Origin of the sequence: Bradyrhizobium sp. (assembly GCF_019242285.1) — a bacterium.
Classification (GTDB): Bacteria; Pseudomonadota; Alphaproteobacteria; order Rhizobiales; family Xanthobacteraceae; genus Bradyrhizobium.
Window position 1 is genome coordinate 1 of record NZ_JAFAVV010000522.1, and the last position, 14,058, is coordinate 14,058.

Annotated in this window: 14 protein-coding genes; 4 read left to right on the top strand and 10 right to left on the bottom strand. The window is 65.0% G+C overall.

Annotated elements, in window-relative coordinates; genetic code table 11:
* The coding region (locus tag JOY90_RS20720) for an MFS transporter (RefSeq protein WP_291692970.1) at positions 1-486 on the bottom strand (486 nt) is incomplete at its 3' end.
* Between the two features lie 328 nt (positions 487-814).
* Positions 815-1,897, bottom strand: coding sequence for an ABC transporter ATP-binding protein (locus tag JOY90_RS20725; RefSeq protein WP_291692971.1), 1,083 nt, complete (start codon positions 1,895-1,897; stop codon positions 815-817).
* Positions 1,898-2,093: 196 nt separating this feature from the next.
* Between JOY90_RS20725 and JOY90_RS20730 the strand changes: the two genes are divergently transcribed.
* The 4 genes from JOY90_RS20730 to JOY90_RS20745 are packed head-to-tail and all read left to right on the top strand — an operon-like array spanning position 2,094 to position 5,516.
* Entirely contained in the window at positions 2,094-3,344 is a 1,251-nt protein-coding gene (locus JOY90_RS20730) for an ABC transporter substrate-binding protein (protein WP_291692972.1), read from the top strand.
* Between the two features lie 8 nt (positions 3,345-3,352).
* Positions 3,353-4,309, top strand: coding sequence for a carbohydrate ABC transporter permease (locus JOY90_RS20735; RefSeq protein WP_291692973.1), 957 nt, complete (start codon positions 3,353-3,355; stop codon positions 4,307-4,309).
* Positions 4,309-5,121, top strand: coding sequence for a carbohydrate ABC transporter permease (locus JOY90_RS20740; protein ID WP_291692974.1), 813 nt, complete (start codon positions 4,309-4,311; stop codon positions 5,119-5,121). The genes JOY90_RS20735 and JOY90_RS20740 overlap by 1 nt, the downstream gene beginning before the upstream one ends.
* Positions 5,118-5,516 carry a carboxypeptidase-like regulatory domain-containing protein gene (locus JOY90_RS20745; RefSeq protein ID WP_291692975.1) on the top strand — a complete coding sequence of 133 codons (399 nt, stop codon included), beginning with the start codon at positions 5,118-5,120 and terminating at the stop codon, positions 5,514-5,516. Before JOY90_RS20740 ends, JOY90_RS20745 begins: the two co-directional genes overlap by 4 nt.
* A 4-nt stretch (positions 5,517-5,520) precedes the next feature.
* Here JOY90_RS20745 and JOY90_RS20750 read toward each other — a convergent pair whose 3' ends face one another.
* The 8 genes from JOY90_RS20750 to JOY90_RS20785 all read right to left on the bottom strand — a co-directional run.
* Positions 5,521-6,237, bottom strand: a complete 717-nt coding sequence (locus JOY90_RS20750) for an ABC transporter ATP-binding protein (RefSeq protein ID WP_291692976.1) — start codon at positions 6,235-6,237, stop codon at positions 5,521-5,523.
* Positions 6,234-7,007: an ABC transporter ATP-binding protein gene (locus JOY90_RS20755; protein ID WP_291692977.1), complete on the bottom strand. Its 774-nt coding sequence runs from the start codon at positions 7,005-7,007 to the stop codon at positions 6,234-6,236. Before JOY90_RS20755 ends, JOY90_RS20750 begins: the two co-directional genes overlap by 4 nt.
* Complete coding sequence (locus JOY90_RS20760) at positions 7,004-8,008, bottom strand: branched-chain amino acid ABC transporter permease (RefSeq protein WP_291692978.1); 1,005 nt, start codon at positions 8,006-8,008, stop codon at positions 7,004-7,006. The genes JOY90_RS20755 and JOY90_RS20760 overlap by 4 nt, the downstream gene beginning before the upstream one ends.
* Entirely contained in the window at positions 8,009-8,878 is an 870-nt protein-coding gene (locus JOY90_RS20765; RefSeq protein ID WP_291692979.1) for a branched-chain amino acid ABC transporter permease, read from the bottom strand.
* A 38-nt stretch (positions 8,879-8,916) separates the two neighbouring features.
* Positions 8,917-10,083 (bottom strand): ABC transporter substrate-binding protein, encoded by a 1,167-nt coding sequence (locus JOY90_RS20770; RefSeq protein WP_291692980.1) that lies wholly within the window; start codon positions 10,081-10,083, stop codon positions 8,917-8,919.
* Positions 10,084-10,523: 440 nt separating this feature from the next.
* The gene (locus JOY90_RS20775; protein ID WP_291692981.1) at positions 10,524-11,300 is read right to left on the bottom strand and encodes a GntR family transcriptional regulator; all 777 of its coding nucleotides are present in this window, start codon (positions 11,298-11,300) and stop codon (positions 10,524-10,526) included.
* Between the two features lie 227 nt (positions 11,301-11,527).
* Entirely contained in the window at positions 11,528-13,486 is a 1,959-nt protein-coding gene (locus JOY90_RS20780) for an FAD-dependent oxidoreductase (RefSeq protein ID WP_291692982.1), read from the bottom strand.
* Between the two features lie 18 nt (positions 13,487-13,504).
* The coding region (locus tag JOY90_RS20785) for a PrpF domain-containing protein (protein WP_291692983.1) at positions 13,505-14,058 on the bottom strand (554 nt) is incomplete at its 5' end.

The window sequence follows — 14,058 nt, forward strand, 5'->3', positions numbered from 1 at the left end:
CAGCACGCCATAGACGATCGAGGCGATGAAATAGCCGGTCGGATAGCCCGACTGCAGCAGGCCCGACACGAAGCCGCGGGCGTGCGGCGGGATCGTCTCCATGGTCAGCGAGGCGCCGACGCCCCACTCTCCGCCCATCGCGATGCCGTAGAGCGCGCGCAGCACGATCAATGTCGTCAGGTTGGGCGCAAAGCCGGAGGCGAATTCGAGCAGCGAGTACAGCGCGACATCGACCATCAGGGTCGGCCGGCGTCCCCACCGATCCGCCGCCCGTCCGAACAGGAAGGCGCCGATCGGGCGCATGGCGAGCGTCAGGAGGATGGCAATGGTGACGCTGGAAATGTCGGTGGTGAACTCGGCTGCGATGTCCTTCAGCACGAAGACCATCAGGAAGAAGTCGAAAGCGTCGAGCGACCAGCCGAGGAAGCTGGCGGCCACCACATGCTTCTGCTCGCTGGTCCACCCCGAAAGCGCGCTGATTGCCATTTTGAACCTCGTGACCTTGCTGGCAGCGCGAGCTTACATTCGAGCGAACGGACACGCTTTCGCGAGCGACCGATTTCGTCATGGCCGCCGCAGGCCGCCTGAAACCGCCGACCTTGCCAGATCATCAACGAAAACGGGGAACCCAGGTTCCTTGGCGTGCCATCGCCGGCCGCCGGCCCGTTGCGGCGTCGAGCACATGGGCGCGATCGAAGGTGAAAGCTCGGATGGATTGGTCTGCCCGGCTCGAACCCAAGGCCCGACCTGAACGTGGCCTTGCGCACGCGGGTCGCGATCGCGGCAGCGCGATTCGATCGGAACGGAAAAATCTCTAGGCGGGAGCCACCGGCAGGCGCCGGCCGGTTGCAGCGTCGAACACATGCGCGCGATCGACGTCGAAGCTCAGATGGACCGGCTGACCGGGCTGGAGCCGCAGACCGGGCCGGACCCGCACCGCCATCGGATGTCCGGCCATGGTCGCGAATACCAGTGTATCGGCGCCGAGCGGCTCGACCACATCGATGGCCGCCGGCAGCGAGAACCGATCGGCCTTGAGCGTCTCGCCGAGTTCGAGATCCTCCGGCCGGACCCCGAGCACCAGGTCGGATGGTGCGTCCGATAGACCGGGAAACCGGACGAGCCCGGCATCCGCAAGCCGCAATCCGTCGACGCCTTCGCGCTGCACCGGTAGCATGTTCATGGTCGGCGCGCCGATGAAACCTGCGACGAAGACGCTGGCGGGGGCGTGATATACATCCTCCGGCGTGCCGATCTGCTCGATGTGGCCGCCGTTCATGACGACGACGCGGTCGGCCAGGGTCATCGCCTCGATCTGGTCGTGGGTGACAAAGACCGTGGTCACGCCGAGCTGCTGGTGCAGCTTCTTCATTTCGACCCGCATGGTCCCGCGCAGCTTGGCGTCGAGATTGGAGAGCGGCTCATCGAACAGATAGACCTGCGGCTTGCGCACGATGGCGCGTCCCATCGCGACGCGCTGGCGCTGCCCGCCGGAGAGCTCCCGGGGATAGCGTTCGAGATAGTCGGTGAGCGCCAGGATGGCGGCCGCCTCGCGGACCCGCCGGTCGATCTCGCGCCGCGCGACGTTCCGGTAACGCAGCGAGAACGCCATGTTGCCGTAGACGCTCATATGCGGATAGAGCGCGTAATCCTGGAACACCATCGCGATGTCGCGATCCCGCGGCTCGACCTCGTTGACGACGCGGGCGTTGATCCTGATCTCGCCGCCGGAGACGTCCTCGAGCCCGGCCAGCATGCGCAGCGTCGTGGATTTGCCGCAGCCGGAAGGGCCCACCAGCACGATGAACTCGCCGTCGGCGATCGCGAGGTCGATGCCGTGGACGACCTCGATCGTGCCGTAACGTTTTGTCAGATGCCTGAACTCGACCGTCGCCATGAAAGTCCTTACCAACGGATGTGAGCTTGCTTCCGGCGATCTGTCAATTGACGCGACCGCTGATGGCTTGTTGCAGCGCGGGCTTCCTTGACAAGGATTCCCGCAAACTATCAAATCCGGCCGCGCTCATTCGCCGGCTTCTCTCCCGAGAGACCAGCTCGAACGCGCCGCCAACAGAATGCAGGGAGAACGGCCAGTGGACCGCAGAAGGGTTCTGAAAACGGGTATCGCAGCGGCGACCACCCTGTTCGCCCCCGCTTATTTGCATGCGCAATCGAACAAGAAGCTCAGCATCCTGACCTGGAACATCGCCGACCAGGAAGCGCTGTTCAAGGAGGAATTCGCCGACTTCAAGGCGGCCAATCCCGGCGTCGAGATCGAGTGGCTGGACAAGAAGGGACCGGACCTGCCGGCCTTCTATCAGACCCAGCTCGTCGCCGGCACCGCGCCCGACATCGTCGACCTGCAGGGCGCGCTCTGGGTCGAATGGGCCGCCAATGGCGCGATCCTGGACCTGACGCCTTATTTTCAGGCGGATCCCGAATTCGCAAAACTGTTCAACGCCGACTACCTGTCGAGCTGGGTCTATGACAAGAAGAATTATCTTGTTCCGTTCTACGTCTCCAAGACGCTGCTGTTCTACAACAAGCTGATGTTCAATGTCGCCGGCCTGTCCGCCCCGCCGGCGAATTTCGACGACATCCTGAAATTCTCGCAGGCGATGGCCAAGGACGAGAAGACCGGCTTCATCACCCTCAATTTCGACTGGCTGTACTGGCCGTTGCTGAAGATGAACGGGATCGAACTGCTGACGCCGGAGATGAAGAAGCCGGCCTTCAACACGCCGGAAGCGGCAGCGGTGGTCGACCGGCTGGCGAAGGCGACCGAAGCCGGCGCCATCAACAAGATCGCCTGGACCGGGCGCTGGGTCGAGCCGAACGGCGCCTTCTCCAGCGGCACGGTCGGCATGATGCATGCGCATTCGGCTGCCTATTTCTTCGTCAAGGGACAGGGACGCTGGATCAACCGCGACAGTCTCGGCGCGGTCGAGATGCCGGGCGACTGGTCGACGCCGACCAACCACGGCTTTGCCATCTCCAAAAGCTCGAAGAACCCGGAGCTCGCCTTCGCCCTGATCAAGCACATGACATCGAACAAATGGGCGACGAAATTCGCCGGCATCCGCCGCGTGCTGACCGCCAATATCGCGGCCGACAAGGCGCTGCTGGCTGCGGTGCAGGAGGAGGATCCGCTCGCACACGCGGTGCTGCAGACCCAGCTCGCGCACACCGACAAGATGACGGGCAACTGGCCGCTGCCGAACGATGCGCAGATCAAGGATGCGTTCTGGCCGGAGCTCCAGAACGCCCTGCTCGGCCGCAAGGACGCCAAGACCGCGCTCGCCGACGCCGAGCGCGCCGTCGCCCGCGTTCTGCGCCGGTCGTGAGCGATCCCGTGCCGCGTACAGCCGCTTCGCGCACTCACCCGAGCCCAGGCCTTGTGAGGGTCAGCGGGCTCGCGTTGCGCAAGTCGACGCGGCGGGCGATCCTGATCTGGGCGTTCCTCGCCCCGTCGCTGCTGATCTTCCTGCTCTACCGCATCCTGCCGCTGGCCTGGAATGTCGTGCTGTCGTTTCAGGCTTGGTCGCCGATGAAACCGGCCGTCTTCATCGGCCTCGACAACTACCAGGAGATGCTGTTCGACGACGACGTGTTCTGGCAGGCGCTGTGGAATACCTTTGGCATCATCGCCTCCGCGCCGATCGGGATCGCCATCGCGCTTGGGCTCGCGCTGCTCGTCGACAGCAACATCCGAGGGCGCGACGTCTACCGCACCATCATCTTCCTGTCCTATCCGCTGATGACGGTCGCGGTCGCCATCATCTGGCGCTGGATGTTCGACGAGCGCGTCGGCCTGATCAACTATGTCGCGCGAGCCGCGCATCTGGTCGACAAGCCGATCCCGTTCCTCAACTCCTTCACCTGGGCGCTGCCGTCGGTGATAGCAGCCAACATCTGGCAGATGCTCGGCTTCTACATGGTGATCATTCTCTCGGGGTTGCAGACCATTCCGGGCAACCTCTACGAGGCGGCCGGCATCGACGGCGCCAATGCGTTCCACCGCTTCATCCGCATCACGGTGCCGCTGCTGCGGCCCTCGCTGTTCCTCTGCTTCGTGATCGGCATGCTCAATTCGGTGACCAGCTTCGACCTCGTCTATGTCATGACCGGCGGCGGCCCGGGACGCGCCACGGAGATACTCGTCACCTACATCTACAAGCTCGGCTTCAACCAGACCCGGTTCGATTACGCCGCGGCCGTCACCGTGACCTTCTTCATCCTGCTGCTGGGCATCACCTTCCTGGCCAACCGCCTGTCGGGCGGCAATGCCGGCGCCGTGGAGCGCGACTGATGCGCCAGCGCCGCACCTGGCCGGTTCACGCCGCGCTGACCGCGGTCAGCGCAGTCATGCTGCTGCCATTCTACTGGGTGCTGAAGACCTCGATCTCCGGCGAGAACATCTTCGCCTATCCGCCGAGCATCGTTCCGCACGGTGCCAATCCCTTCTATTACATCGACGTCTGGTACGCGATCCCGTTCGCGCGCTATTTTGCCAACAGCGTCGTGGTCTCGGCCATCACCATCGCGGCAAATGTCGTGCTCAACGCGATGGCGGGCTATGCCCTGACCCAGCGCTTTCGCGGCAAGAAGCTCGTGCTGCTGCTGTTCCTGTCCTGCATGATGATCCCGTTCCAGGCCACCATCATTCCGGCCTATCTGATCACCGGCCGCCTCGGCCTGCTCGATTCCTATCTCGGGCTGTCGCTGCCGCTGTTCTCGACCAGCATCTGCATCTTCGTCTACAAGGCGAGCTTCGATGCGGTGCCGCGCTCGCTGATCGACGCCGCCCGGGTCGACGGCCTGTCGCAATGGACCATCATCTGGCGGGTGATGATCCCCTTGGCGCGGTCGGCGACCGCCACCAACGTGATCCTGTCGTTCATCTGGTCCTGGAACAACTTCATGTGGCCGCTGATCGTGACGCGCTCGCCGGACATGCAGACCCTGCCGCTCGGGCTCGCGCGCTTCCTGTCCTACCAGGAGGATTCCACCGGCGCGCTCTATGCTTTCTGCATCATGGTGCTCGCGCCGGGCCTCCTCCTGTTCCTGATGGCGCAGAAGGAGTTCGTGCAGGGGCTTGCCGCCGGAGCGACCAAGGGATGAGCGCGCGATCACGCACCAGCAGACTGCGATGGCTCCGCAACCGCTTCGTCATCGTGCCGCTGCTGCTGGCCGTCGTGATCGGCGGCTGGAACGTCTGGGTTGCCACCCACGACCACGGCATCGTCACCGGGCGCGTGATCGATGCTGACGGCACGCCGGTCGCGGATGCCAATGTGCGGCTCTGGGTGTTCAATTTCACCACCTTCGTCGAGAAGATGGCCGTCACCACCGATACCGAGGGTCGCTTCCGCTTCACCGGCAATCCCTCGCACAACATCCAGATCAGCGCGGACAAGGCGGGCGTCGGCCGTTCGGAGCGCATCGCGGTGCGGCTGTATTTCGCCGCCGAGGATCGCGAGCTGGCGGAGCCGCTGCGGCTCGACAAGCCCAGTTGAACCATCAGATGCCGAGATAGGCGCGCTTGACATACTCGCTTGTCGCAAGCTCCTGACCCGGCCCCGAGAGCGCGATGCGGCCGTTTTCCAGCACGTAGGCGTGATGACATAGCCGCAGCGCCAGGCTCGCGTTCTGCTCGACCAGCACGATCGACAGCCCCTGCGCCTTGTTGATCTCCTCGATCAGGCGGCCGATCTCCTGCACCATGATCGGCGCCAGCCCCAACGAAGGCTCGTCGAGCAGGAGCACCTTCGGCGCCGCCATCAGCGCGCGCGCGATCGCGAGCATCTGCTGCTCGCCGCCGGAGAGCGTGCCGGCCATCTGGTGCCGGCGCTGCCGAAGTTTTGGGAAATGGTCGAACATGCGCTCGATAGCGCCCTTTAGCGCCGCGCCCTGCGGCTGCAGATAGCCGCCGACCAGGAGATTGTCGCGGACGCTCATGCGCGGAAACACCCGTCGCCCCTCCGGCGACAAGGCGATGCCTTGCGCGACGATCTCGGGCGACGACCTGCCGTCGATGCGCGACTCGCCGAAGCGGATCTCCCCTTGGCTCGGCGGGTTCAATCCCATGATCGCGCGCAGCGTGCTGGTCTTGCCGGCGCCGTTGCTGCCGACCAGCGACACGATCTGACCGGGCGCGATGTCGAGGCTGACACCGGAGACGGCGATGCGGCTGCCATAGGCGACATGGATGTCGCGGAGCTGGAGCGCGTGGCTCATGGCACCGCCTCGGTGCCAAGATAGGCCTGTACGACCTTGGGATCGGCGCTGACCTCGGCCGGAAGTCCCTCGGCGATCTTCTCGCCGTGGTCCAGTACCACGATGCGGTGGCACAGTCCCATCACCAGCCGCATGTGGTGCTCGACCAGGAGCACCGCGAGATTCTCGGTCTCGTGCAATCGGCGGATCAGCCGGCCGAAATCGGCGGCCTCCTCCGGGTTGAGGCCGGCGACCGGCTCGTCCAGCATCAGGAGTTTCGGGTTGGCCGCGAGCGCAATGGCGACGCCGAGCCGGCGCTGTCCGCCATAGGACAACTCGCCGGCGTTGCGGTCGCGGAAGGGCGAGAGCGCCAGCCGGTCGAGCAGTTGCTCGCAGCGCGCCCGGGCGGCGGCGAGCGTGGCCCGTGCACCGCGCGTGCCGAAGATCGAGCCGATCATCGAGACCGGCGTCGTCGCGAACGCGCCACGCATCACGTTCTCGATCACGGTCGAGGCCGGGAACACCGTGGTCGCCTGGAACGTCCGCACCAGGCCGTCGCGCACGATCTGGCTCGTTCTGCGGCCGACGATGCTGGCGCCGCGAAAGCGGATCGCGCCGGCCGAGGGCGGCATGACGCCGCTCAGCACGTTGAAGCAGGTGGTCTTGCCCGCACCGTTCGGCCCGATCAGGCCGACGATCTCCCGCTCGTTCACGGCGAACGACACGTCTTTCAGCGCGCTGAGGCCGCCGAAGCGGCGGCTGATCCTGTCGACCTCCAGCAGCGCGCTCATCTGGTTCCCCGCGAAGACCCCCTGGAGAAAAGCCGTCCGATCGAGACCAGCCCCTCGGGAAGGAACAGCAGCATGCCGAGCAGGATCACGCCGTAAAGGATGTGCTGGGTGCCGACCAATCCGCGCAACGCCTCCGGCAGCGGGGTCATGAACAGCGATCCCAGGAGGCATCCGATGAGCGCGTGGCGGCCGCCGACCACCAGGATGGTGATGTAGGCGATCGAATCGGTGAAGGTGAAGCTGTCGGGCGACAGGAAGCGCACATAGTGCACCATCACGGCGCCGGTCGCCCCCGCGATACTGCTGCCGAGCGAGAATGCGATCACCTGATAGCGGCTGACGTCGATCCCGCTCGCCTCGGCCAATCGCAGATTCTCCGCGATCGAACGGAACGCGCGACCATATTGCGAGCGCATCAGCGCCCAGACGAACGCGAACACCAGCACGAACAAGCCGAGCGCGAAGTAATAGAAGCGCAGCCGGGTGCCGAGCGGAAAGCCGAACAGCGAGATCGCGGGGATGCCGACGATCCCGTTGGCGCCATGGGTCACGCTCTCCCAGTTCAGCGCGATCAGGGTGAAGACCTGCCCGGCCAGGAAGGTGACCAGCACGAAATAGACGCCGCGAAGCCGCAGCAGAACCTTGCCGAGCAGCGCCGCGGAAAATCCCGTCACCAGCCCCGCCAGCAGGATGCCGAGGAGCGGCGGAAGCTTGAAATCGAGCGCCGCCAGCGCCGAGATGTAGGCGCCGGCCGCGACGAACGCGGCATGTCCGAGCGAGATCTGTCCGACCGACATGATCAGCCCCAGGCTCATGGCGAAGATCGCGTTGAGCAGGATCATGTTGGCCAGATGAAGATAGAACTGATTGGTCGCGAATTGCGGAACGCCGATCGCGACAGCCAGCAGCACGGCGATGACGGCGCCCTGTCGCAGGTTTCGGCTTTCCGCCGTTTGCGACCGCTCGAGCTTGGGAAGCGCCGGCGAGGAGGTTTCCAGCAACTAGACCTCCCGTTGCCCCAACAGGCCCGCCGGGCGCACCAGCAGGATCAGGATCACCAACAGCAATTGCAGGATGTCGGCGACCAGCGAGCCGAACATCGTCGCGGTGAAACTCTCGATCAGGCCGAGCAGGAGCCCGCCGACCACTGCGCCCGGAATCGAGCCGAGCCCGCCGAGAATGACGACGACGAAGGCCTTCAGCATCGGCGTCAGGCCGACGAAGGGCGACACCGAGAACACCGGACCCATCAGCGCGCCGGCCAATGCGGCCAGCGCCACGCTGAGGCCGAAGGCCAGCGGATAGATGGTGTTGATCCGGATGCCCTGGATCAGCGCCGCCTCCTTGTCCTGGGCCACCGCGCGCATGGCGCGGCCGATGCGCGTCGCCTGCATGAACAGCCAGAACGCGGCGAAGATCAGCGCCGCGGCGGCGATCACCAGGAGGCGCGACCAGGGAAAGCTGAACGGCCCGAGCAGCAGCGTGCCCTGCACGATATCAGGCATCTGCCGCGGTGTCGGGCCCCAGATCACGATCGCGCTGTTCTGGATGATCACCGAGATCGCCAGCGTTGCGATCATCGCCGACGTCTCGTCGCCGCGGAACGGCTGGATCAGGGCGCGCTCGACCAGCGCGCCGAGCACGCCGATCGTCACCGCCGCGATCAGGAGACAGAGGACGAACGGGATGTCCCAATAGACGTAGGTGAAGAACGCCGTGAAGGCGCCCAGCATGTAGAATTCACCATGGGCGAAATTGACCACGCGCATGATGCCGAAGGTCAGCGTGAAGCCGACCGCCATCAGCACGTACATGGCGCCGATCACGAGCCCGTTGAGGGCCGCCTGCGCCAGCAGTATCGCGTACTCCAACTCCGCGTCTCCGCGTCAGGCTCGAAAGAGGCCTCGGCCTATTTGCACTCGGTCGGATTGCATCTTGCGACGATCTGCGGCGCGCCATCCTTCAGGACCGCGACATAGAAGGGAGCATCGAGCTGCTGATTGGACTTCCATTGCGCCTCTCCCGTCCAGTTCACCTTGCCGAGCACCGTGGCGAAGTTCGACATGCCCAGCATCGTCTCGCGGACCTTGTCGGTGTCGGTCACGGTTCCGGCCTGCTTCATGGCCGAGAACAGCGCCTGGATATTGGCGTAGAAGAACGGGCTGAAGGCGTTCATCGGGACCTTGTATTTGGCCTCGAAGCGCCGCGTATATTCCTTCATCACCGGCGAAGCCGGATCGACCGCCTGGTGCACATAGATGTTCTCGGCGGCCTCCTTGCCGGCGATCTGCAGGATGTCCGGGGTAGCATCGCCGCCGGTCCGGATGATGGGCCCCTTGAAGCCGAGCTCGCGCAACTGCTTGACCAAGAGGCCCGCGGTCTGCGGCGCATTGCCGTCGAGCTCGAAGGCGTCGATCTTCTGCGCCAGCACGCGCGTCAGCAGCGGCACGAAATCGACCCGCTCCCGCTCGAACGGCTCCTTGGCGACGAAGGTGGCGCCGACCTTGTTGTAGGCGGCCTCGTTGGCGATAGAGACCTGCTGGCCCGACTCGTCGTTGGGATAGAGCGTGCCGATGCGCTTGGCGCCGAGCTTATCCACGACCCATTTCACCTGCGGATCGGAGAAGACGTCGGTCGGGATCACGGGACGGAAGCTGTAGGGGAAGTCGGGCGACAGCGCCTTCGGCGTGAAGGCGAGCGTCATGGTGATGACCTTGTTCTCGGTGCTCACGGGAAGAACCGCGAGCGCCGGCGCCGAGCCCAGCGGGCCGACGATGAACTTGATCTGGTCGTCGAAGATCAGGCGGTTGACCGCGGTGAGCGCATCCGCCGCCTTGTAGCGGTCGTCATAGGCCGTGATCTCCACCGTGTACTTCTTGCCGGCGACCTCCAGGCCGCCGCGGCTGTTGACGTCCTCGGCGGCGAGCTCGGCCGCGCCCTGCATCGCGATTCCCCAGGCCGTGCCGGAACCGGACAGCGTCGCCAGCACGCCGAGCTTGAGCGTTTCCGCCGAGACCGCGGGCAGCGACAGCGACAGCGCGCATGAAACAATCGCGATTTTGGAAAGCTTCCGCACCGTTTTCTCCTCGAGCCAATCAGCCCACGCCCGCAACCGGCCATTGCAGGCCGCCGATCGCATTTTCACGTCAACAAGGAGTTGCAAACTATTCCACTCAAATGCCGATCGTCAACTGTCGACAATTTTTCGGTCAACCAACGGACGCACGAGAGAAGCGATTTCGAGTCGAAAGTTGGGTTGAACAAAAATCACAACCAGTCATGCCATGCCTGCGGTCGCTCGGCGCGTCGGCAGGTATACGGTTTGGTCGTGAACGAGATACGAAGCGACCAGCAGGCCACTAAGGGAATGATTGCAGCGAAGGTAAGACGGCGAAAACGACCCATGCAATCGCCGATGGCCTGCTCGTTCCCGCACCATTAAAAGCTTTGGCGTGGCGGCCAGTGTGCGTCACGCGCATGCCTTATGCGTTTCGGGCATGACACGGAGTTGACGACCTATTTTCGTCCCTGGACGGCCGTCTTGTCACCGCGCCCCTGACGGCCGGTGATGACTCTCGGCTTGAAGGGCGGCGGCTTGTGCTCGCCCTGCGCGCCTGCCGCTTCCTTGATCTGCTCCTCGACATGGCGGCGCGCGTTGGCGATGTGCAGCCGCATCTTCCGCTCGGCGTCATCAGGGTCGCGGCGCAGCAGCGCCGCCACCACGTCCTTGTGCTCCTTCAGCGCCTGCTTGGCTCGTCCCGGCTTGGTGCTCGACTTGTAGCGGTAGACCCTGAGCAGATAATAGAGGTCCTCGCACAATAGCTGGATCAACCGCGCATTGCGGCTGCCCTTCACGATTCGGAAGTGGAAGTCGAAGTCCTTCGATTCCTGATAGTAACCGGTCCCTTCCTGGACACTGCGCTGCTGCTGATGCTGATTGAGCAGCTCGACCAGGGCGTTCAGCTCCTGGTCGGTCATGTTCCTGGCAGCGAGCGAGCAGGCGAGCCCCTCGAGGACCTCCCGCAATTGCAGCACCTCGTTGAGATCGGCCGCCGACAGCGCGGTGACGCGAACGCCGATGTTCGGCGTCCGCTGCAACAGCTTGCGCCCTTCCAGCCGCCGGATGGCCTCGCGCAGCGGCCCCCTGCTGACGCCGAGCGACGCCGCCAGCGTCTGCTCGCGCACCTTGCTGCCGGGCTGCAGATCGCCGCTGATGATGGCGGCCTCGATGCGCTCGGCCAGTGCATCGACCAGCGAGCGTGCGGAAACCTTGTGGCTCAAAATATCGCTCATGGGATTCTTTCGAAAATTGCCGTCACTCGCAAAACGTCGATGAACGGATCCGAGACGTCCGATCGTGGTTCGCGAAAGCCCAGCCCTTCAGCTCAGCTGCCCCGCCCTCTCCAGATGGATGAAGAAATTCACCCGGGACCTGCTCCCCCTCCCGTAACCCGCTGGGTCTTCTAACAGATTTCCTCAGGCCACAGGCATGGAAAATGCCGGCCGTGCCATCCGCCGCGCTAGACGATCTTCAGCGCGGTCAACGTTCCTTCTTCGATGGCCTCGAAAAACTTGCGGGGACCGCGGACGTCGCCGACGTAGTGCACCGGCACGCCCAGGCCTTCCAGGCCGCCCGACTCCGCCTTGCGGGAGGCGTATCCCGTGCAGAAGATCACGTTGTCGAGGCCGTGCAAGGTCCGCCGCAACCGGCCTTCCGGCTGGATCTCGATCCAGTCGGGCCCGATCGCGAGCACCTCGACCTGCGTCACCACTTCGATGTCGAGCGCTTTCAGGCGGTCCAGGAAGTACACCTTGTCGGCATGAACCGCCTTCTTGAGAAGGCTGGACCGCACCAGCATGGTCACGGCCTTGCCGCGTTCGGCGAGGTAATCGGCGACCTCGATCCCGACCAGGCCGCCGCCGACCACGACGCAGCGCTCGCCCGTGTCGTCATGCCCCGCCAGAACGCGCCAGCCGGTCAGGACATGGGGAAGATCGCTGCCGGGGATGTCGGGCCTGACGGCTTCGGCGCCGGTGGCGACGATGATCGCGTCCGGTTTCAGCGACCGCAAATCCTCCGCCGACAACGAGCGATTGACGTTCACGGAAACGCCAAGGCGATCGATCTCGGACGAGAAGTAGTCCAGCGCATTCCTGATCTCCTCGCGATGTGGCGGCTGGTAAGCCAGCAGCAGCTGGCCGCCGATCGCGCCTTCCCTCTCATAGAGATGGACGTCGTGGCCGCGCCGGGCCGCGGCGACCGCCGCAGAAAGCCCCGCGGCACCGGCGCCGATGATGGCCAGACGCTTCGCCTCCGGCTTCCTCGCCAACAGCGGCTTCAGCTCGAACTCGCGGCTGACCATCGGGTTGACGGTACAGGCCAGCCCCTTGTGGCGATGCACGGTGGCAATGCATTCATTGCAGGCGATGCACAATGCGATAGTGGCGACGCTGCCTTCCTTCGCCTTGGCAGGAAAATACGGGTCGGCGATCAGGGCACGGCTGAGACAGATGAACTCGGCGTGCCCTTCCTCCAGGATCTGCTCACCGAGCGTGGGCGTGTTGATGCGCCCGACCACCATGACGGGAACATGGACCCTGCGGCGCAGCGCCTCGGCATAGCCGGCATAGCAGCCGCGCTCCACCGACATGCCGGGAATGATCATGTAGGGCCGCGACGCATGCACGCCGCCGGAAACACTGATCGAGTCGGCGCCCGCGGCCTCGAACAGCACGGCCATCTCGACGGCGTCGTCGATGTCGAGACCGCCCTTGACGTGGTCGCGTCCGTTCATCCGCACGATGACCGGGTAGTCCTCGCCCAGCCTCTGCTTGATCGCCCGGACCAATCGCACGCAGAAGCGCGCCCGGCCCTCGACGTCGCCGCCATAATCATCGCCGCGCCGGTTGGCATCCGGCGACATGAATTGACCGATGAGATAGCCGTGCGCGGCATGCAGCTCCACGGCATCGTAACCCGCCTTCCGCGCGCGTTCGGCGGCGTCGGCAAAGCGCGCGACGATGCGATCGATCTCGGCGACCGTCAGCTCTTTCGGCACCACCGCATCGCCCACGCCGGTGAACTGCGAAGGGATCGGCGAAGGCGCCAGTGGAATCGAGCCGGAGACGTCGGGAACGGACTCGCGGCCGCCATGAGCGAGCTGGAGCGCGATCTTCGCACCTTCGGCATGGACCGCGTCCGCGAGCTTCCGCAAGCCCGGGATGAAACGATCGTCGTGAACCATGGCGTTGTGATGCAGCCGCTTGCCCGCCTGCTCCACATAGGTCGCTTCGACCACGATCAGGCCCGCCCCGCCCCGCGCGCGCTCGGCATAGAATTCCACGGCCTCGTCGCCGATATAGCCGTCCTTGTCGGCCAATTCGGAGCTGGTCGCCGCGAACACGATCCGGTTCGGCACGTCGAGCGTGCCGACCTTGCCCGGCGCGAACAACCTCGAGAACCCGGCTTCCCCTGCCATCACCATTCTCCCCGGCCATCACGCCGGCGCGCGGTAGACCACATTGCCTTCGAACAGCCGGCGCGCCGTCCGGTAGACCGCGCCATACTCGGCCTTCACTGTTCCGCCTTCCACCGCATTCACACGCGCATCGACCAGCGTGATGCCCGAGGGATGCGCGATCCGGATCGGCCCTTCGGACCTGCACAGGCCCGCCGGCACGCTGCCCGGAATGCGCGTGGCGACGGCAAGACAGATCGAGCTCGTGATCGGCACCGCGCGATGCGGTTGGCCGACCGAGATCATGCGCACCCAGATATCAGCCTCGGCGGCGGCCAGATTGCGGCCGGAGAGCGTACGTCCGTTGCGGGGACCGCAGACCATGCCGACCTTCGGAATGCCGGTCATGCGCCGCGCCTGGTCGGGGTCGGCGGCAATGCCCATGGCCACCGACGCAGCGCAGCGGATGTCCTCCATCCGCCTCAGGAACACCGGATCACCTTCCAGCGCATCCGGCAGTTCGTCGCCCGACTTCCCGACCGCATTTGCTTCGACGAAGACGCCAGGGTTGGCCGCATCCACGCACGACGCCT